Origin of the sequence: Corallibacter sp. (assembly GCF_048381695.1) — a bacterium.
Lineage (GTDB): Bacteria > Bacteroidota > Bacteroidia > Flavobacteriales > Flavobacteriaceae > Corallibacter > Corallibacter vietnamensis.
In genome coordinates this window covers 490,729-510,820 of the sequence record NZ_JBLXHI010000002.1, presented here as the reverse complement: position 1 = coordinate 510,820, position 20,092 = coordinate 490,729, and the positions used below count along the sequence as shown (strand labels likewise).

Annotated in this window: 17 protein-coding genes; 13 read left to right on the top strand and 4 right to left on the bottom strand. The window is 32.5% G+C overall.

What is annotated here, in order from left to right:
* Positions 1-65 precede the first annotated feature (65 nt).
* The 4 genes from ileS (at position 66) to ACN5J3_RS06050 (ending at position 5,203) form a co-directional block, all read left to right on the top strand.
* A complete protein-coding gene (gene ileS / locus ACN5J3_RS06065) occupies positions 66-3,470 on the top strand; it encodes an isoleucine--tRNA ligase (RefSeq protein WP_418511121.1) in 3,405 nt (1,134 codons plus the stop codon).
* Positions 3,471-3,475: 5 nt separating this feature from the next.
* A complete protein-coding gene (locus ACN5J3_RS06060; RefSeq protein WP_417290527.1) occupies positions 3,476-3,856 on the top strand; it encodes a TraR/DksA family transcriptional regulator in 381 nt (126 codons plus the stop codon).
* Positions 3,857-3,924: 68 nt separating this feature from the next.
* Complete coding sequence (locus ACN5J3_RS06055; RefSeq protein WP_418511120.1) at positions 3,925-4,548, top strand: hypothetical protein; 624 nt, start codon at positions 3,925-3,927, stop codon at positions 4,546-4,548.
* A gap of 34 nt (positions 4,549-4,582) precedes the next feature.
* Entirely contained in the window at positions 4,583-5,203 is a 621-nt protein-coding gene (locus tag ACN5J3_RS06050) for a lipoprotein signal peptidase (protein WP_417290529.1), read from the top strand.
* On the opposite strand, the gene ACN5J3_RS06045 is transcribed toward ACN5J3_RS06050, so the two are convergent.
* The 4 genes from ACN5J3_RS06045 to ACN5J3_RS06030 are packed head-to-tail and all read right to left on the bottom strand — an operon-like array spanning position 5,200 to position 8,028.
* A complete protein-coding gene (locus tag ACN5J3_RS06045; RefSeq protein WP_417290530.1) occupies positions 5,200-5,763 on the bottom strand; it encodes a 5-formyltetrahydrofolate cyclo-ligase in 564 nt (187 codons plus the stop codon). The two genes, ACN5J3_RS06050 and ACN5J3_RS06045, sit on opposite strands and share 4 nt — an antisense overlap.
* Positions 5,760-6,731, bottom strand: coding sequence for a succinylglutamate desuccinylase/aspartoacylase family protein (locus tag ACN5J3_RS06040; protein WP_417290531.1), 972 nt, complete (start codon positions 6,729-6,731; stop codon positions 5,760-5,762). The genes ACN5J3_RS06045 and ACN5J3_RS06040 overlap by 4 nt, the downstream gene beginning before the upstream one ends.
* Before the next feature lie 2 nt (positions 6,732-6,733).
* A complete protein-coding gene (gene rimK, locus ACN5J3_RS06035) occupies positions 6,734-7,606 on the bottom strand; it encodes a 30S ribosomal protein S6--L-glutamate ligase (protein WP_344726619.1) in 873 nt (290 codons plus the stop codon).
* Positions 7,603-8,028, bottom strand: coding sequence for an ATP-dependent zinc protease (locus tag ACN5J3_RS06030; RefSeq protein ID WP_418508660.1), 426 nt, complete (start codon positions 8,026-8,028; stop codon positions 7,603-7,605). Before ACN5J3_RS06030 ends, rimK begins: the two co-directional genes overlap by 4 nt.
* A 131-nt stretch (positions 8,029-8,159) precedes the next feature.
* On the opposite strand from ACN5J3_RS06030, the gene uvrC reads away from it, so the two are divergent.
* The 9 genes from uvrC to pgi all read left to right on the top strand — a co-directional run bounded on the left by uvrC (position 8,160) and on the right by pgi (position 20,023).
* A complete protein-coding gene (gene uvrC, locus ACN5J3_RS06025) occupies positions 8,160-9,950 on the top strand; it encodes an excinuclease ABC subunit UvrC (RefSeq protein WP_418511119.1) in 1,791 nt (596 codons plus the stop codon).
* Positions 9,950-12,181: a patatin-like phospholipase family protein gene (locus ACN5J3_RS06020; RefSeq protein ID WP_418511118.1), complete on the top strand. Its 2,232-nt coding sequence runs from the start codon at positions 9,950-9,952 to the stop codon at positions 12,179-12,181. Before uvrC ends, ACN5J3_RS06020 begins: the two co-directional genes overlap by 1 nt.
* 235 nt (positions 12,182-12,416) lie before the next feature.
* A complete protein-coding gene (locus tag ACN5J3_RS06015) occupies positions 12,417-13,577 on the top strand; it encodes a homogentisate 1,2-dioxygenase (protein WP_418511117.1) in 1,161 nt (386 codons plus the stop codon).
* Between the two features lie 19 nt (positions 13,578-13,596).
* A complete protein-coding gene (locus ACN5J3_RS06010) occupies positions 13,597-14,088 on the top strand; it encodes a CCC motif membrane protein (protein WP_344726610.1) in 492 nt (163 codons plus the stop codon).
* A gap of 5 nt (positions 14,089-14,093) precedes the next feature.
* The gene (hppD, locus tag ACN5J3_RS06005) at positions 14,094-15,254 is read left to right on the top strand and encodes a 4-hydroxyphenylpyruvate dioxygenase (protein ID WP_344726608.1); all 1,161 of its coding nucleotides are present in this window, start codon (positions 14,094-14,096) and stop codon (positions 15,252-15,254) included.
* Between the two features lie 144 nt (positions 15,255-15,398).
* The gene (locus ACN5J3_RS06000; protein ID WP_344726606.1) at positions 15,399-16,181 is read left to right on the top strand and encodes a DUF3108 domain-containing protein; all 783 of its coding nucleotides are present in this window, start codon (positions 15,399-15,401) and stop codon (positions 16,179-16,181) included.
* On the top strand, positions 16,181-17,104 hold the full coding sequence (locus ACN5J3_RS05995) for a tryptophan 2,3-dioxygenase family protein (RefSeq protein ID WP_418511116.1): 924 nt from the start codon (positions 16,181-16,183) through the stop codon (positions 17,102-17,104). Before ACN5J3_RS06000 ends, ACN5J3_RS05995 begins: the two co-directional genes overlap by 1 nt.
* On the top strand, positions 17,062-18,372 hold the full coding sequence (locus ACN5J3_RS05990) for a peptidoglycan DD-metalloendopeptidase family protein (protein WP_418511115.1): 1,311 nt from the start codon (positions 17,062-17,064) through the stop codon (positions 18,370-18,372). Before ACN5J3_RS05995 ends, ACN5J3_RS05990 begins: the two co-directional genes overlap by 43 nt.
* 7 nt (positions 18,373-18,379) lie before the next feature.
* Positions 18,380-20,023 (top strand): glucose-6-phosphate isomerase, encoded by a 1,644-nt coding sequence (gene pgi / locus ACN5J3_RS05985; protein ID WP_418511114.1) that lies wholly within the window; start codon positions 18,380-18,382, stop codon positions 20,021-20,023.
* The last annotated feature ends 69 nt before the right edge of the window (positions 20,024-20,092 follow it).

Below are 20,092 nucleotides of genomic sequence, written 5' to 3'. Positions count from 1 at the left end.
CATTTTTCAACGCCTATTTTACTAAAAATCATTAATTTCGCACCTCGAAACGAATTAATGATATAATGAGTAAGAAATTCCCTGAATATAAAGGTCTTGACTTACCAAAAGTTGCTGAAGAAATTGGCAATTATTGGCAAGAAAATAACGTATTTGAAAAAAGTGTAACCACACGTGAAAACGCTAAACCATTTGTGTTTTTTGAAGGGCCTCCTTCTGCAAACGGTTTACCTGGTGTACACCACGTTTTAGCACGTGCTATCAAAGATATTTTTCCGCGTTACAAAACCATGAAAGGTTTCCAAGTAAAGCGTAAAGCTGGTTGGGATACCCACGGATTACCTATTGAATTAGGTGTGGAAAAAGAATTAGGAATTACAAAAGAAGACATTGGTAAAACCATTTCGGTTGAAGATTACAACGCTGCCTGCCGTAAAGCAGTTATGCGTTACACTGATGTTTGGAACGACCTGACTCAAAAAATGGGTTATTGGGTTGATATGGACGATCCATACATTACCTATGAACCTAAATACATGGAATCGGTTTGGTGGTTACTAAAGCAGATATACAACAAAAGCTTGTTGTATAAAGGTTATACCATTCAACCGTATTCGCCAAAAGCTGGTACAGGTTTAAGTTCGCATGAGTTGAACCAACCAGGAACCTATCAAGATGTAACAGATACAACGGTTGTTGCGCAGTTTAAAGCTAATGAAGCATCACTTCCTGACTTTTTACAAAATGAAGGAACTATTCATTTCTTGGCTTGGACTACCACGCCTTGGACGCTTCCAAGTAATACAGCTTTAACAGTTGGACCTAAAATAGATTATGTTTTAGTTGAAACGTATAACCAATATACGTTTGAACCAATTAACGTAGTGCTAGCAAAACCGTTAGTTAACAAGCAATTTGACGGAAAGTTTAAACGTGTTGAAACAAAACCAGAATTATTAGAATATTCATCTGGAGATAAGAAAATACCATACTACGTTGTAAAAGAATTTAAAGGAGCTGATTTAGTAGGTATTACGTATGAGCAATTATTACCTTATGCGTTACCAAACGACAATCCTGAAAATGCCTTTAGAGTTATTGCTGGAGATTTCGTAACTACCGAAGATGGTACTGGTATTGTACATACAGCGCCAACTTTTGGTGCAGATGATGCTTTGGTAGCTAAACAAGCAACACCAGAAGTGCCACCAATGTTGGTAAAAGATGCCAATGGAAACTTGGTGCCTTTAGTAGATTTACAAGGTAAATTCCGTCCTGAAATGGGTGAATTTGCAGGTAAGTATGTAAAAAACGAATATTATAATGATGGCGAAGCTCCTGAAAAATCAGTTGATGTAGAGTTAGCTATCAAATTAAAAACCGAAAATAAAGCCTTTAAGGTTGAAAAATACAAACACAGCTATCCTAACTGTTGGAGAACTGATAAGCCAATTCTATACTATCCGTTAGATTCTTGGTTTATTAAAGTAACCGATGTTAAGGACAGAATGTTTGAATTGAATGAAACCATCAATTGGAAACCAAAAGCAACAGGAACTGGTCGTTTTGGTAACTGGTTAGCTAATGCCAACGATTGGAACTTATCGCGTTCGCGTTATTGGGGAATTCCGTTGCCAATTTGGAGAACCGAAGATGGTAAAGAAGAAATCTGTATTGGTTCGGTTGAAGAACTAAAAGCTGAAATGGCTAAAGCTGTTGAGGCTGGCGTAATGAAAGCTGATATTTTTGCTGATTTTGAAGTAGGAAACAATTCCGAAGAAAACTATGCAAAGTTAGATTTACACAAAAACATTGTAGATGAAATTGTGCTTGTGTCGCCATCAGGACAACCCATGAAGCGTGAAAGCGACTTAATTGATGTTTGGTTTGATTCAGGTTCTATGCCTTATGCACAATGGCATTATCCGTTTGAAAACAAAGAAAAAATAGACAACAACACTTCATTCCCTGCCGATTTTATCGCAGAAGGTGTTGACCAAACACGTGGTTGGTTCTATACGCTACATGCTATTGGAACAATTGTGTTTGATTCAGTAGCTTATAAAAACGTAGTGTCTAACGGATTGGTGTTAGACAAAAACGGACAAAAAATGTCTAAACGTTTAGGTAATGCTACTGACCCTTTTGAAACCTTATCAACTTATGGTGCTGATGCCACACGTTGGTACATGATTTCAAACGCAAACCCTTGGGATAACTTAAAATTTGATGTAGATGGTATTGAGGAAGTAAAACGTAAATTCTTCGGAACACTTTACAATACCTACTCATTCTTTAGTTTATATACCAATTTAGATAAATTTAATTATAGCGAAGCCGATATTCCGTTAGAAGAACGTCCAGAGTTAGACCGTTGGATTTTATCTGAATTACATACGCTTATCAAGAAGGTAGATGAGTTTTATGCAGAATACGAACCTACAAGAGCGGCAAGAGCTATATCAGACTTTACACAAGAATATTTAAGTAACTGGTATGTGCGTTTAAGTAGAAGACGTTTTTGGAAAGGCGATTACCAAACCGATAAAATTTCGGCTTATCAAACGCTTTATACCTGTATGGTAACGCTTGCAAAATTAGGCGCGCCAATTGCACCATTTTATATGGATAAACTTTACCAAGACTTAACACAAGTAACACAAAAAGAAAACTTTGAGAGTGTACATTTGGCAGAGTTTCCAAAATATGATGAAAGCTTTGTAGATAAAAGTTTAGAACGTAAAATGGAGAATGCGCAAACAATATCGTCGTTGGTATTGTCATTAAGAGCAAAGGAGAAGATTAAAGTGCGTCAACCATTGCAAAAAATTATGATTCCTGTTGATAGTGAACAACAAAAGGAAGAAATTCTTGCAGTTGCCGATTTAATAAAACATGAGGTTAACATTAAAGAAATTGAATTGTTAAGTGACGCTTCAGATATTTTAGTAAAACAGATAAAGCCTAATTTTAAAGCATTAGGACCACGTTTTGGTAAAGATATGAAGCTTATAGCTGGAGCTATTTCAAAGTTTACTTCAGAAGATATTAAAAAAATCGAGCAAAATGGTGTTTTAGATGTTGAAGTTAACGGAAAAAACATTACTTTAGGACTTGACGATGTTGAGATAACATCTCAAGATATCGAAGGTTGGCTTGTTGCTAACGAAGGTGCTTTAACAGTAGCACTCGATGTTACACTTACTGATAATTTACGAAGAGAAGGGATTGCTCGTGAGCTCGTAAACCGTATTCAAAATTTACGTAAAGATTCAGGCTTTGAAGTTACAGACAGAATTAATGTTGTACTTCAAAAAGATGATAATATTGTTAAAGCCATAGATACAAATCTTGAGTATATCAAAACAGAAACTTTAACCGAAGAACTTGAAATTATGGACACTGTAAACAATGGTATAGAAATTGCTTTTGATGATGTAAATACCAAATTGTTTATTCAAAAACATTAGAGAATATGGCAGCAGAAACAAACGTAAGATACTCTGATAAAGATTTAGCAGAATTTAAAGCGCTAATTCAAGAAAAAATAGAAAAAGCACAGCACGATTTAGAATTGATAAAAAGTGCATATATGAATGACCTAAATAATGGCACTGATGACACATCGCCAACATTTAAAGCATTTGAAGAAGGTAGTGAAACAATGAGTAAAGAAGCAAACTCACAACTTGCTATTCGTCAAGAAAAATTTATTCGTGACCTTAAAAATGCACTTATTCGTATAGAAAATAAAACATACGGCGTTTGTAGAGTTACTGGAAAATTAATAAATAAAGAACGTTTAAAGCTAGTTCCTCATGCAACCTTAAGTATTGAGGCTAAAAATATGCAATAAACGTTATTACTTTTTTTAAAAATAAATATCAAAAACGCTTCAAGAACCTTGAAGCGTTTTGTTTTTTTATGAAACAACAAGGGCTTTTAATTTTTGTTCTTTTGGCTTTTTTTCATGTAAACGCACAAAAAGTTTCTAAAAAAGAGTTACAGGCAGGCACTATTTCTACAGTAAAAATTAATGCTAATAATAGCTTTAGAATATATGTAGAAACAGCTGCTGTTAGCACAATTTCAGTTAAAACCTTGATGGAAGGTGAAAATAGTGAGCAATTGGTGTTGTCTAACCAAACAAAAAACGATACGCTTTTTGTTTCAACAGCATATCAACCGTTGTTTAAGGCAAAAGATGATAAGTTGTCAGCGCATAAAGTTGTCTCTATTGAATATCACATTATCATGCCAAAAGGATTAAATCTAAATATAACAAGTGATATAGGTTCAGTGTATTTAAAAGGTGAATATGAACATGTTTTTACTGAGCTTTTGAGCGGACATTTTTCTGCTACAGAGTTCACAGGTTCTGCTGTGGTTAATACAATACAAGGTGATATTACAGTAGTAAGTAATTATGCTACTGTAAATGCACACACAAAACATGGTAAGGTAAAGCCTGATAAATTAGAATTAGGAGCTAATACATTGTTGTTAAATTCTATTAATGGTGATATTAGCATTACTAAAACACAATAATTATATTACTTTTGTTTGAAATCAAACAGATTACATGTCCTTAAAAAAATCTATTCTTTTTATTGTTCTTATTTTACTTGTAGACCAAGTGAGTAAAATTTATGTAAAAACACATTTTGTAATAGGAGAAGATACTACTGTGTTTAGTTGGTTTAGGATATATTTTGTTGAAAATGAAGGTATGGCTTGGGGAACCAAGATTAGTGATTTTGTTTCATTTATATCTGATAGAACAGCAAAAATGTCATTAACTATTTTTAGAATAGTTGCTATTTTAGGTATTGGTTATTGGCTGTATGATGTAACCAAAAAGCAACAATCACGAGTGCTTATAATAGCAGTATCTCTCATATTTGCCGGCGCTTTAGGGAATATTATAGATTCCGTTTTTTATGGTGTTTTATTTAATGATAGTCATGGGCAAGTTGCTTCTTTTTTACCACCTGAAGGAGGTTACGATAGCTTGTTTCATGGTAAAGTAGTGGATATGTTATATTTTCCTATTTGGAAAGGATATTTACCTGAATGGATGCCACTTGTTGGTGATAAGTATTTTACTTTTTTTGAACCTGTTTTTAATATTGCTGATGTTGCAATAAGCACAGGTTTTGGTTTGCTTATTGTGTTTAATAAAAAAGCATTTGATAGAAATTAAAAAGAAAAAATTTGTTCTGGAGTCACGCAATAATCTACAGCAATATCAGTTTCCAAAACATCTTCAATTAAAGGCTCTGCGTCAAAAAAAGATAATCCAACTTTAATGACATCTGCTTTGCATGATGTTAAAAACCTATCGTAAAACCCTTTTCCGTAGCCAACACGATGTCCTTGCTTATCAAAAGCTAAAAGTGGTATAAAAACAACATCAATAACATTGTTTTGAATTGGAATTCCATCAATAGGTTCAGGGATGTTTAAAGCATTTTTTTTAATAACAGTATTGTCTGTCAACAAAAAATTATGCATCAACCCTGTTTTGAAATCACTTTTAGAAATAACAATGTTTTTATCTTTTCCAGAGAGAATATTCAAAATAAAATCAGTGTTTACTTCTTTTTGTTCTTCTATTGTTAAGTAAATATGATAAAAGGATTTGTCCCAAATAGGCAACTGTAATAGCTTGTTTGCAATAGCGATACTTAAATTATCAATGTCTTCAATGCTTAAGTTGTTTCGTTTTAACTTATAAGCTTTACGAAGTGCTGCTTTTGTCATTTTAGCTTGGTAGTTATATGGAATAAGGCGTCTCCTTGATATACAATAGGAGACTCATTTACATTAATGATATATCCTGAATTACTAGCTTTAACAAAGTGGTTAAACTTGCCATAAGGATCTGTTATGTTACCTATAACATCGCCTTTTGTTACTTTAGAATTTATAGCAATAGAAGGTTTAAACATGCCTGAAAAACTAGCACGTTGCCAGCGACTATCCAATATGTAAACAGGCATCTTTTTTGGTTTAGATACTTTGAATCTGGTAGAAAGCATTCCTAAATGATTAAGCACGCGTTTAGCACCGTTTACAGCTGTGTTAGTTACTTGATCATCTATGTGAAATGATTTTCCGCCTTCAAATAAAAGAATAGGAATATCTAGTTTATGACAGGTGCTTCTGAATGATTTTTTGATGTTTTTAGAGTAAAGAACAAACGGTGACCCAAAAACATCGGCTAGCTTGTCTAGTTTTGGGTTGTTTTTTGCAATACGAATTTGAGGTGCATTAAACCTTCCGGCGCCACCGGTATGAAAATCCATAATAAAATCAACATCAGGGATTACTTCATTTACAAGTTTATAGGCAACACGGCTTGCTAAAGAACCGTTTTTAGTACCAGGAAAAACACGGTTTAAATCTCTGCCATCAGGGAATTCTCTGTTTAAGTTAATAAATCCAAAAACATTAATAATGGGAATACAAATAATGGTTCCTGCTTTAGGTTTGTTTATACCTTTAGCAATTATTTGTCTAATTATTTCTACGCCATTTACTTCGTCACCATGAATGCCAGCAGTAAATAAAACTACTGGTCCAGGTTTTTTAGAGCGTTCTATTATTACAGGAACATCTACGCTAGATGAGGTATGAAGATTTGCAACGCCAAAACTTAATTCACAATTTTCACCTGCTTTTATATCGTGTCCTAATACTGTGATTTTGTTTTTTTGTCTAAATGTCATACTTATTTGTTTCGTTCTATATAGGTTATTATTGCTTTAGCAATATTTTTTCCGGTAGCACCTTCAATACCTTCTAATCCAGGTGTTGAGTTTACTTCTAATAGTAAAGGACCACGATCAGATTGTAACATGTCTACACCACAAACAGGAAGTTTTAAGGCTCTAGATGCTTGCATAGCTAATCTTAATTCGGCTTCGCTTAATTTTACAATTTCTGCGGTTCCGCCTCTGTGTAAGTTAGATCGAAATTCTCCATCTTTACCTTGGCGTTTCATAGCGCCAACAACATGCCCGTCAACAACTAATGCTCTTAAATCAGCACCTTTTGCTTCTTTAATAAACTCTTGAACTATTACGCGAGCCTCAAGTCCATTAAAGGCTTCTAGTACAGATTCGGCTGCGTTTTTTGTTTCAGCAAGTACAACACCTAATCCTTGTGTGCCTTCTAAAAGTTTTATAATAACAGGTACGCCACCAACGTGGTTTATAACTTCTTCTACATCTCTTGAATAGTTTGTAAATACAGTTTTTGGCATACCAATACCTGCTTTACTTAAGCGTTGTAAACTGCGAAGTTTATCTCGAGATCTTTGTATGGCATCAGAGGTGCAAATAGTAAATACATTCATCATTTCAAACTGTCTTACAACAGCACAGCCATAAAATGTTACAGAGGCGCCAATCCTAGGTATAATGGCATCTACATAATCAAGATATCTATCTTTGTAATATATAGTTGGTTTTTCTTTTTCTATAATGATATCACATTTAAGAGGATCTATAACCTCTACTTTGTGTCCTCTTTTTTCGCCTTCTTCTATAAGACGTTGCGTTGAGTATAAATGTGTATTCCTTGATAGAATGACTATATTCATGGTTGTGTTGCGTTAAATGATAAATTTTGGAGATCTACATCTACTAGAAATTTTTTGCTTAAAAACTGTCTGCCAATAAGCACCGGAAATTTCATGTCGTCTCTTGTGCTTAAAGTTAAGTTAATCTTATATGTTTTACCAAAAAATATCACGTCAGATTTTATTTTAAAACGATTCTCTTTAAAACCATTGCTACTTTTTACATCGGTTCTTGAATAATCATCAAAAATAATTTCAATACTATTAAAGTTAGCATGTCCTTCACTATGAAAGGTGCAAAATAGCATGTTGTCTTTTTCAACAATTTGAGAACAATGTATTGCAGATGTGTATGCACCTGTATCTATTTTTACATCTATATTGTATAAATCTAGTGTAGGAAAGTCAATTTTATCAACCCTTCCAATAGTTTTTTTCTTCATATACGGTTTTAAAAAAAGTGGCGCAATGTAGTGAATTAGCAATTCTAAAAAATTATTTTTTTATTAAAATTTAAAAAGATTTAACCCTACAAAATTCAACCTAAAAAATTAAAATAATTACCTTTGGAAGAATGAGTAAAACGGCTTTAGATATTCAATTAAAAACCTTGCCAAACCTTCCAGGTGTCTATCAGTATTATGATGCTGACGGAAAGATTTTGTACGTAGGAAAAGCTAAAAATTTAAAAAAAAGAGTAAGTTCTTATTTTAATAAACAGCACGATTATGGCAAGACAAAAGTGCTTGTAAAAAAAATTGCAGATATAAAGCATATTGTTGTTGATACCGAAACAGATGCTTTGTTGCTTGAGAATAACCTTATAAAAAAATATCAGCCGCGGTACAATGTGATGCTTAAGGATGATAAATCTTATCCTTGGATTTGTGTAAAAAATGAACGTTTTCCTAGAGTATTTTCTACCAGGCGTGTGTTTAAAGATGGTTCTGAATATTTTGGGCCTTACACTAGCATGAAAACCGTATCTACATTATTAGGTTTAATAAGAGGTTTATTTCAGCTGCGCACTTGTAATTATGATTTGGCTCAAGAAAAAATAGACGCAGGAAAATATAAAGTTTGTTTAGAATATCATTTAGGAAACTGCAAAGGTCCTTGTGAAGGCTACGAGACAGAGGTTTCTTATCATAACAACATTGCGTCTATAAAAGAAATTTTAAAAGGAAACTTTAAAGATTCCCTTTCTGGCTTTAAACACCAAATGAAAACCTATGCCGAAGATTTACAATTTGAAGAGGCTCAAAAAATAAAAGAAAAGATAGAGGTTTTAGAAAATTACCAGGCAAAATCTACTATAGTAAACCCTAAAATAAGTAATGTAGATGTGTTTACCATTGTTAGTGATGAAAGCTATGGATATATAAATTTTTTGCAAGTATCTTATGGTTCTATAATTAGGTCGCATACTATGGAGATTAAAAAAAAGCTTCAGGAAACAGATGTCGAATTACTTGAGCTTGCAATAACCGAATTAAGACAACGCTTTAATTCAAAATCAAGAGAGATTTATGTACCTTTTAAAGTTGATCTTGGAGAAAGTGTAAAAGTTACTGTTCCTAAACTTGGTGATAAAAAGCATATTTTAGATTTATCCTTAAGAAATGCCAAGTATTATAGGTTGGAGCAGCTTAAGCAAGTAAAAATTGTAGACCCAGATAGGCATGCTAATAGAATTATGGCGCAAATGAAAGCTGATTTAAGACTACATGAAGAGCCTAGACATATTGAGTGTTTTGATAATTCTAACATTCAAGGAACAAATCCAGTAGCAGCTTGTGTGGTTTTTAAAAATGGTAAGCCAAGTAAAAAGGATTATCGTCATTTTAATATAAAAACCGTTGAAGGTCCAGATGATTTTGCTTCAATGGAAGAGGTTGTTTACAGGCGTTACAAACGTTTGCTAGATGAAGATAAACCACTACCACAACTTATTATTATAGATGGAGGAAAAGGGCAATTGTCATCAGCGTTAAAAAGTTTAGATGTTTTAAACTTAAGAGGAAAAATAGCCATTATCGGAATTGCTAAACGTTTAGAAGAATTATTTTACCCAGATGATCCAATTCCCTTATATTTAGATAAAAAAAGTGAAACTCTAAAAGTTATTCAACAATTACGTAATGAGGCGCATCGTTTTGGAATAGAACATCATAGAAACAGGCGAAGCAAATCGGCATTAAATACAGAGTTAGAAACCATTCCAGGAATTGGAGAAAAAACAATTGTAGAATTACTTAAAACATTTAAGTCAGCAAAGCGTGTAGCAAATGCCAAGCTTGATGAGTTAGAAGATGTTGTGGGTAAGTCTAAAGCAAATAAAATATATAATTACTTTCATAAATAATGAAGCATATAATATTAGTCATAAGCATTTTATTATGTTTTTCAGTGCAATCACAAAGCAATGAAAAACAAGATGTAAAGGTTGGTTTGGTTTTAAGTGGTGGTGGTGCAAAAGGACTCGCTCATATAGGAACATTAAAAGTTATTGATAGTTTAGGAATTCGAGTAGATTATGTTGCTGGTACAAGTATGGGAGCTATTATAGGATCACTATATTCGGCTGGATATTCAGGAAAAGATATAGATTCAATTTTTAGAGATGTAGACTTTGATAAAATAATAAACGATGACTTGCCTAGGGCATCAAAAACTTTTTATGAGCGTGATAACTCCGAAAAATATGCAGTTACATTACCGTTTGATGATTTTAAAATAAAATTACCATCGGCACTTTCTAGAGGGCAAAATACATTAAGTCTTTTATCTAAATTAACACTTCACGTTTGTGATATAGATGATTTTAGTAAACTGCCAATACCATTTTTCTGCATAGCAACAAATGTTGAAACAGGTAAGCCTGTTGTTTTAGATAAAGGAAGTTTGCCGCAAGCCATAACAGCAAGTGGTGCATTTCCGTCGCTTTTTCAACCAGTAATTATTGATGATCAAATTTTAATAGATGGTGGCGTTGTAAACAACTACCCTATTGATGAACTTAAAGCAAAGGGTATGGATATAATAATAGGTGTTGATGTACAAGATGGTTTAGCCACACGCGACGAGCTTAAATCTGCTCCAGATATCCTTCTTCAAATTAATAATTACCGTACAATTAATGATATGATAGAAAAGTCTAAAAAAACAGATGTTTATATTAAACCTGATATTTCAGACTACACCGTTATATCTTTTGATGCAGGAAGGCAAATAATTGAAAACGGAGAAAAAGCCACCGTAAAAGAAATAGATGCTCTAAAAAAAATATCCTCAATGCAGGTTGCCAAAAATCAAAAAGAACAATCTATAAAAGCTATTGATAGTATTAAAATAAATGCAATTGTAGTTAGCGGAAATGAAAAATATACACGAGCTTATGTTTTAGGAAAATTGAAGTTTAAACAAGATGAAAAAATAAAATATACCACCTTGGTAGATGGAGTAAATAATCTTGCAGCAACCAATAACTTTCAAAGTGTAGTTCATCAATTAAAACCATCTATAAACAAAGAAGGTTATGACTTATTTTTTAGAGTAAAAGAGTCTGACAAAAAAACATTTTTTAAGTTAGGTGTTCATTATGATGATTTGTATAAAAGTGCCGCATTAGTGAATTTTACACGAAAACAACTTTTATTTAAAAATGATGTTACTTCTATAGATTTTATTTTAGGAGATAATTTACGATACAACTTTGATTACTATATTGATAAAGGATTTTACTGGAGTATTGGTTTTCATTCTAGATATAATCAATTCAAAAAAAATATTCAATCATCGGCGTTGCTGTCAGATCAAGAGCTTGCAACTTTAGGTGTAAACAAGTTAGAAGTAGAGCTAAATGATTTTACAAACCAGCTTTACTTGCAAACATTATTTAGAAAAGACTTTGCTTTAGTTTTAGGAGCAGAACATAAAAAACTAATCCTAGAGTCAGAAACTATATTAAGACAAGCAACAGCTGAAGAAACAGTCTTTGAAAACAGTGATTATTTAAGTTTATATGGAAAACTTAAGCTAGACACATACAATAATAAATACTTTCCTGACGAAGGATTGTTTTTTGAAGGAGATTTTCATTTATATCTATATTCTTCTGATTATAACAACAACTTTTCAGAATTTTCAATAGGAAAAGCAACTCTTGGATATGCAAAAAGTATAACGCCAGCCTTAACAGTAAACTTAATAGCAGACGGAGGCTTTACAATAGGGGAGAATGATAACCAGTATCTTAATTTTGTTTTAGGTGGATATGGAAATAAGTTTATAAACAATTTCTTGCCTTTTCTAGGGTATGATTTTGTTTCTCTGCAAGGCAATAGCTTTGTGAAAGCATTAATAAATATAGACTATGAAATCTTTAAAAAGAATCATGTTAATATAGCGGCAAATTTTGCAAATATAGAAGACAATCTTTTTAGTACCGGAAATTGGTTTTCGTCACCGGATTATACAGGCTATGCTTTAGGTTATGGTATTGAAACCTTTTTAGGGCCAATTGAAGCAAAATATACTTGGTCGCCAGAAACAAAACGCGGACTATTCTTTTTTAATTTAGGTTTTTGGTTTTGATTTCGAAATCAATAAAATTTTCCGATATTTGTTGAATTATGAAACATTTTTGGATCGATTTATTATCACACCTTCAATTTCTTATCAAAAGAAATCCAGAATAAACAGCAATTTTCTAATTTCTGCTTAAGCAGAAACCTTATTAATTTGTACCTTTAATACTTTAGTAATTAAGTTTTTAAACAAAAGCAATAACACGTGTTTTTAGTTGAAAACTAAACAATAATTTTAAGCAATGCCATTTTATCATAAACTAGGAAACATCCCTCCAAAAAGGCATACACAGTTTAGAAAGCCTGACGGAAGCCTGTATAGTGAGCAATTATTTGGAACCATTGGTTTTGACGGTATGTCAACAAATAGTTATCATGAGCACAGACCAACACAAGTAAAAGAAATAAAAAAGCAATATAGTGTTGCGCCAAAAATTGCAAAAGCAAATAGTATACAATCATATCGTTTAAAAGGGTTTCAAGTGCCACAAGAAAGCGATTATTTAGAAAGCAGAAAAACAGTACTTACTAATAATGACTGTAGTATAATACTTGCTGCACCAAAGCAATCAACAAGAGACTATTTTTATAAAAATACAGATGCAGATGAGCTTATTTTTATCCATAAAGGAACTGGTAAGCTACGTACAATGCTGGGGAATTTAGATTTTAAATACGGTGATTATTTATTAGTACCACGAGGTATTATTTATAAAATAGATTTTGATACCGAAGATAATAGACTATTTATTGTAGAATCTAAAAGGCCAATTTATACGCCAAAACGTTACCGTAACTGGTTTGGTCAGTTGTTAGAGCATTCACCATTTTGTGAGCGTGATTTACGTAGGCCTGAAGAGCTTGAAACCCACAATGAAAAAGGCGATTTTTTAATCAAAGTAAAAAAACAAGACGATATTTTTGAAATGGTTTATGCAACACATCCTTTTGATGTAGTTGGTTATGATGGGTATAACTATCCGTATGCTTTTTCAATTCATGATTTTGAACCTATTACAGGGCGTATACATCAGCCGCCTCCAGTACATCAAACTTTTGAAACAGATGCGTTTGTTGTATGTAGTTTTGTGCCAAGATTATATGACTATCATCCAGAATCAATACCTGCGCCATATAATCATAGTAATATAGATAGTGATGAGGTTCTTTATTATGTAGATGGAGATTTTATGAGCCGAAATGATATAGATGCAGGACACATTAGTTTGCATCCAGCAGGAATACCACATGGTCCGCATCCAGGTGCTGTAGAGCGTAGTCTCGGAAAAGTAAAAACAGATGAGTTAGCTGTAATGGTTGATACTTTTAAGCCGCTTCAAATAACAGAAGATGCCTTAAAAATAGCAGACGAAGATTATTTTAAATCTTGGTTAGACAAATAAAAAATCAATATAAATATACGTGAATCAAAATAAGTTACCAGCAGACTCATCAGCATTGATTTTAGGAATTATTGCTATTGTTTTAGTTTTTTTAGGATGTTGTTGTGGAGTCTTTTCTGTAGTAAGTGTGGCATTAAGCATTATTGGTTTGGTGTCTGCAAACAGAAGCTTAAAATTATTTATTGAAACACCTGATGGTTTTTCAGTTCAAAGCTATAATAACGTAAAAAATGCTAAAATTTTAAATATAGTTTCTTTAATAATAAGCAGCTTAATAACCGTTTTATACATTATTTATTTTGTAGTGTATGGTGCGCTTATATCAACAGCATTTATGGAAGCTTATAATAACAATAACACAACCTACCAATACGAGTATGAGTATTCTCAAGAAGCCTATGACTCGCTTTATAATGAAGATTACGACACTTATGAGTATCAAGAAGATGCTGTTATAACATCTGATTCAATATCAGATTCATTAAACGAACACAATAACATTGAAAATTAACAACTATGTCAAAAGAAATAAAATCAGTAAACTACGGATTAGAAAAAATATTTGAAGGAGCCGAAGATTTCCTTCCGCTATTAGGAACAGATTATGTTGAGTTTTATGTAGGAAATGCAAAACAAGCAGCGCATTTTTACAAAACAGCTTTTGGGTTTCAATCTTATGCATACAAAGGATTAGAAACAGGAAGTAGAGACACAGTTTCATATGTGTTAAAACAAGATAAAATTAGATTAGTTCTTACAACACCATTAAACTCTAAACATCCAATTAACGACCATATTGTAAAACATGGCGATGGCGTTAAAGTTGTAGCGCTTTGGGTAGAAGATGCACGTAGTGCTTATGAGGAGACTACATCTCGTGGCGCAAAATCTTATATGGAACCAACTGTAGAAAAAGATGAATTTGGAGAAGTAGTAAGAGCAGGAATTTATACCTATGGAGAAACAGTGCATATGTTTGTAGAACGTAAAAATTACAACGGAGTCTTTATGCCTGGTTTTACTAAATGGGAATCAGATTATAACCCAGAGTCAGTAGGGTTAAAATACATAGATCACATGGTAGGTAACGTTGGCTGGGGCGAAATGAATACATGGGTAAAATGGTATGAAGATGTTATGGGCTTTGTAAACTTTTTATCGTTTGATGATAAGCAAATCCATACAGAATATTCAGCTTTAATGAGTAAAGTAATGAGTAACGGTAACGGACGTATAAAGTTCCCTATAAACGAACCTGCAGAAGGTAAAAAACGTTCTCAAATTGAAGAATATTTAGATTTTTACGAAGGTTCAGGTGTACAGCATATTGCCGTTGCTACAGATGATATCATATCAACGGTTTCTGATTTACGTTCTAGAGGTGTTGAGTTTTTATCACATCCGCCACAAGCATATTATGATGCGGTTCCTGGTCGATTAGATGAATTTAGTCACGAACTTCGTGAAGATATTGAAAAGCTAAAAGGTTTAGGTATTATGATAGATGCTGATGAAGAAGGCTATTTATTACAAATATTTACAAAACCAGTTGAAGATAGACCAACATTGTTTTTTGAAATTATTCAACGTATGGGAGCTCGCGGTTTTGGAGCAGGAAATTTTAAAGCGTTGTTTGAATCTATTGAAAGAGAACAAGAAAAAAGAGGAACTCTTTAGAAATAAGTATAAATTAATATTAAAAAAACGCTTCCAAAGTATAAGGAAGCGTTTTTGTTTTATATTTTTGGAATAGTAATTGTAATCTTATATTTTAATTAATAACATAGTAATTATAAACGTTACATTTACAATAACTTAATTATGAAAAATCTATTATTTATTTGCGTCGTAATTCTAGGAATTAAAACCAGTTTTTCACAAAGTGAAAGCGCTTTTGGAGTAGGCGAATGGTTTAGATTTGAAATGAGTTACAGTGGTTTTTTAAAAGCAGGAGAAGCAACACTTACTGTCAATGAAGGTTTGTATAAAAACGAATCTGTTTATCATGTGGTAGGTAAAGGCTGGACAACAGGCGCAATTAAATGGTTTTTTAAAGTAGATGATCGTTATGAAAGCTATTTTAGTAAATCAACCATTTCTCCGTATAGATTTATTAGAAAAATAGATGAAGGCGGTCATACAAAAGACATCGAAATTCATTTTGATCAAAAAAAACAAAAAGCTCACGTAAATAATAAAAAACACAACAAAAAATCTGTAATAGATACAAAGCCTAACATTCAAGACATGGTATCTACGTTTTATTATTTAAGAAACAATTTAGATATCACAAACCTAAAACTAGGCGATGAAGTATCAGTAGATATGTTTTTTGATGAAGAAAATTATGGATTCAAAATAAAATTTTTAGGAACCGAAATTATAGATACCGAATTTGGAAAAATTAACGCTCTTAAATTTAGACCATATGTTATGGCAGGAAGAGTGTTTAAAGAAGAAGAAAGCCTAACATTATGGGTTTCAAATGATAAAAACCGAATTCCCTTACGTATCAAAGCAGATTTAGCAGTAGGCTCTTTAAGAGCAGATTTAGATGCGTTCAAAGGGTTAAAACATCCCTTCAAAATTATTGCACAAAATTAATGGACAAAGAAAAGAACTTAACAAGTCAACTTAAAGAAAAATTTGATAGCATTGGTCAAGACCTTGATACACATTTAGAAGGTCTCTTATATAGTAAACCCATAAACTATTGGGATTATATCCAAACAGATGCCTTACTTGATTTACAAACTCAACGCACTGTTTTGCCAGACGAAATGGTATTTATCATGTATCATCAAATCAACGAATTGTTGTTTAAAATGATACTGTGGGAAATAGAGCAAGTAGCAAAAAGTGATGCCATTGAGGCTGCTTTCTTTTCAAATAAATTAATGCGTATAAGCCGTTATTTTGATATGCTAACATCATCTTTCAATATTATGAGAGAAGGCATGGAAGTAGAGCAATATAATAAGTTTAGAACCACTTTAACACCTGCTAGCGGATTTCAAAGTGCGCAATACAGAAAAATTGAGTTTGCTTCTACAGAGCTTATAAACCTTATAGATAATAGATTTAGAAAAACAATAGATAGAAACACCTCTTTTGAGCACGCTTTTGAGCATTTATACTGGCAAGCAGCAGGAAAAGACTACAAAACAGGCAAAAAAAGTTATTTATTAACAGTTTTTGAAGAACGATACAAAGAGGAATTTATTAGATTTGCGAAATTCTACAACACAAATAACCTCTGGACTAAGTTTAAACAACTTCCAGAAAGTGTTAAAGAGGACAAAGATTTAATAAATGCCATGAGACATTATGACCACACGGTTAATATAAAATGGGTTATGGCACATTACAATACCGCAAACCACTATTTAAATATAGGAGGTAAAACAGCAGAAGCAACAGGAGGAAGTGAATGGGTAAAATACATGCATCCAAAATATCAAAGACGAATATTTTTTCCAGACTTATGGAGCAAAAAAGAATTACAACATTGGGGAGAAGATGCCTAATAGTTTTTGCAGCAGCATTACTTTTTGTTGGCTGTAAAGAAGAAGAAAAACAACAACGAGAAGAGGTTAAAGAAGTTGCTGTTTTAGAACCTAAAGATATTTATGAATTTGGTTTTAATCTTAACGATTATATAGTAAAACGAGATACCATAAGATCTGGAGATAGCTTTGGAGTTATTATGGAGCGTAATAGATTAGGTTATCCTAAAATATTTCAAATCGCTGAAAAAGCTAGAGATAGTTTTGATATTCGTAAGCTTCAAATAGGAAAACCGTACACTTTGTTGTGCTCTAAAGATACACTTCAGGAACCTAAATGCTTTATTTATCAGCCTAATAAAGAAGAATATGTTGTTGTGAATTTTCAGGATTCTATACACGCATACAAAAGTAGAAAACCAATTAAGTATGTAGAAAAAGAAGTGTCAGGAGTCATTACAAGCAATATATCAGAAGCTTTAGAAGACAAAGGTATTAGCTTTATTTTAGCATATAAGATGTCAGATATCTATGCTTGGACTATAGATTTTTCAAGACTGCAAAAAGGAGATAAATTCAAAGTAATATATACAGATAAGTATATTGATGATAGTATTTATGCTGGAATAGCAGATATAAAAGCGGCATATTTTGAACATAGAAACGAACCTTTTTATGCGTTTGAGTTTGAAACAGACAAAGAAAAAGGATTGGTTGATTATTTTAATGAAGAAGCCAAAAATTTACGAAGAGCATTTTTAAAAGCTCCTGTTGAGTATAAACGTATCTCTTCAAGATATAACTTACGTCGTCGTATAGCATTATATGGAAACCGCATTAGGCCGCATAAAGGCACCGACTTTGCTGCAGATATTGGAACACCAATTAGAGCAACCGCAAATGGAACCGTTATCAAGTCTGCTTACACTAGAGGAAATGGTAATTATGTTAAAATAAAACATAATTCAACCTATTCTACGCAGTACTTACATATGAAAAAACAAAACGTAAAAGCAGGCCAATACGTAAAACAAGGCGATGTAATAGGTTGGGTTGGAATGACAGGAAATACATCAGGACCACATGTTTGTTATCGTTTCTGGAAAAATGGAAAACAAGTAGACCCTTTTAAACAAAAACTACCAGAAGCCGAACCTATTTCAGATAGTCTAAAAGCAAAATATTTAGATTATATCAAACCTATAAAAGTTCAGTTAGATAAAATAGAATCTGATGTAGAGCCTCTTATTGAGCCAGCTTCAGAAAATTTGATTACACAGGCATATTAATTCATTCATGGCATTACCAAAAATAAACCCAACAACAACTACAGCTTGGAAAAACCTCCAAGATCATTTCTCAACAGTAAAAGACACACATATAAAAACACTATTTGCTCAAGACAAAGAACGAGTAAATAAAATGACAATTACTTGGGAAGACTTTTATCTGGATTTTTCTAAAAATAGAATCGCAGATGAAACAATGGGTTTATTGAAAGATTTAGCAAACCAGGTAGAACTTAAAGAAGCTATTAACACCTATTTTTCTGGAGAAGAAATAAACGAAACAGAAAAACGTGCCGTGCTTCACACAGCTTTAAGAGCCAAAGAAACTGAAACCGTTTTAGTAAATGGTAAAAATGTTATTCCAGAGGTTTATGCTGTAAAAAACAAAATAAAAAGCTTTTCAGATGCTATTATACAAGGAGATAAAAAAGGTAGTACAGGAAAGGCGTTTACAGATATCGTTAATATTGGAATTGGAGGTTCTGATTTAGGACCAGCCATGGTGGTAGATTCACTTCAGTATTATAAAAACCACTTGAACACGCATTTTGTTAGTAATGTTGATGGTGATCATGTAAATGAGGTTCTAAAAAAAATAAATCCTGAAACCACACTTTTTGTTATTGTATCAAAAACGTTTACAACACAAGAGACATTATCAAACGCAACTACAATAAAAAACTGGTTTTTAAAATCTTTAGACGAAAAAGCGGTAGCACAACATTTTGTAGCGGTTTCTACTAATATAGAAAAGGTTCAAGGTTTTGGAATTGATGCCAACAATATTTTTCCAATGTGGGATTGGGTTGGAGGACGTTTTTCTCTTTGGAGTGCAGTAGGATTGACAATAAGTTTATCACTTGGTTTTGATAATTTTGATAAGCTTTTACAAGGCGCTAATGCTATGGATATACATTTTAAAGAAGCGCCGTTTGATAAAAACATTCCAGTAGTTTTAGCGTTAATAAGTGTTTGGTATAATAACTTTTTTAATGCTGAAACAGAAGCAATAATTCCTTACTCACAATATTTAAATCAGTTTGCAACCTACCTGCAACAAGGTATTATGGAGAGTAATGGAAAAGGTGTAGATAGAAACGGAAATTCTGTAAACTACCAAACAGGAACCATAATTTGGGGAGAACCAGGTACTAATTCACAGCATGCTTTTTTTCAATTAATTCACCAAGGAACAAAACTTATCCCTGCTGATTTTATCGGGTTTGCCAAGTCGCTACATGGAGATAAAGACCATCAAGACAAATTAATTTCCAATTTTATAGCACAAACTGAAGCGCTTATGAATGGAAAAACGTCTGATGAGGTTTTATCAGAATTAAAAGACAAAAACTTGTCTGAAGAAGAAATTTCTAAAGTATTACCATATAAGGTTTTTGAAGGAAATAAACCAACCAACACTATTTTTATAAAGCAATTAACGCCTCAAAGTTTAGGTAAGCTTATCGCTATGTATGAGCATAAAATATTTGTTCAAGGTGTCATTTGGGATATTTTTAGTTATGATCAATTTGGTGTTGAACTAGGAAAGCAATTAGCAGGAAATATCTTGAAAAATATACAAGGTGACACTTTTATGAATCATGATGACTCTACGTTAAACCTTTTAAGTTTTTATAAGGAATTAACGTAATCTTTGTTGAAAAAGTTGTTAATACCTTTTTTGCGTAACATATTGATACGCTTATTTTTATTGTATTTT